Source organism: Agromyces humi, from assembly GCF_009720255.1.
GTDB classification, from domain to species: Bacteria; Actinomycetota; Actinomycetes; order Actinomycetales; family Microbacteriaceae; genus Agromyces; species Agromyces humi.
In genome coordinates this window covers 1-1,080 of the sequence record NZ_WJSP02000665.1, presented here as the reverse complement: position 1 = coordinate 1,080, position 1,080 = coordinate 1, and the positions used below count along the sequence as shown (strand labels likewise).

Annotated in this window: 1 protein-coding gene; it reads right to left on the bottom strand. The window is 73.4% G+C overall.

The annotated features are described in order from the left end of the window. On the bottom strand, positions 1-926 hold a 926-nt coding region (locus GH736_RS23345; RefSeq protein WP_235934659.1), incomplete at its 3' end, for a UDP-N-acetylglucosamine--N-acetylmuramyl-(pentapeptide) pyrophosphoryl-undecaprenol N-acetylglucosamine transferase. Between the last annotated feature and the right edge of the window lie 154 nt (positions 927-1,080).

The following is a 1,080-nucleotide window of genomic DNA, read 5'->3' as shown; positions in this document are numbered from 1 at the left end:
GCCACGCGGTCCCCATCCGCGAGCAAGGGGACGAGCTCGCGGCCGACCCACTCGGGGGTGAACTCGGCGTCGTCGACGAGCACGCCGCCGCCGGCGCCGACGACCTCCGCCGCGTTGAACCGCTGCTCGCCGTTGCCCACCGGATAGGGCACGTAGACGGCGGGGATGCCGAGAGCGGCGAGCTCGCTCACGGTCGCGGCACCGGCGCGCGAGACGGCGGCGTCGGCGACGGCGAGTGCCAGGTCCATGCGGTCGGCGTACTCGACCATGCGATACCCGGGAAGCCCCGGGTCGACCACGTCGGAGGAGGCGCCCGTGATGTGCAGCACCTGCCAGTCGGCGCCCGTGACGGTGTTCGCGCTCGCGACCATCGTGCGGTTGATGCGGCGGGCGCCGAGGGAGCCGCCGGTCGCGAGGAGCACCGGGCGCTGCGGATCGAGGCCGTAGAACCCGGCCGCCTCCTCACGGAGCGCCGAACGGTCGAGCGTCTCGATCTCCCGGCGCAGGGGCATGCCGACGACGTCGGCCCCGCGAAGGGGCGTGCCGCCGAACGCGACGCCCACCGAATGCGCCCAGCGCGCCCCGAGGCGATTCGCGAGCCCCGGCTTGGCGTTCGCCTCGTGGATGGCCACCGGCACGTGCGCCCGGCGCGCGGCCAGGTAGGCGGGGGTCGAGACGTACCCGCCGAAGCCGACCACGACATCGACGCCGCGCTCCGCGATGATCGCGGCGACGTCGTCGATCGACCGGCGGAATCGCGAGGGGAACGCGACGGCGGCGCGGTTCGGCCGACGCGGGAACGGCACCTTCGCGATGGTGAGGAGCTCGTAGCCGCGGGCGGGCACGAGCCGCGCCTCCAGCCCCTCCGCGGTGCCGAGCATGGGCTCGCGGCGCGTCTCCACGCCGTAGAACCCGCGCTCGAACACCGCGCGGGCGCGACGGGTGACCTGGAGGTAGTCGTCCTCGAGTGCACCCGAGAGATCGGGCTGATGAAGGAGCGCGTGCCGTTCCTCACGAGCCGCCACATTATGTCGGTTGGAGGTCCGCGCCTCTACGACGGAACATCCCCAAGGTCACGTA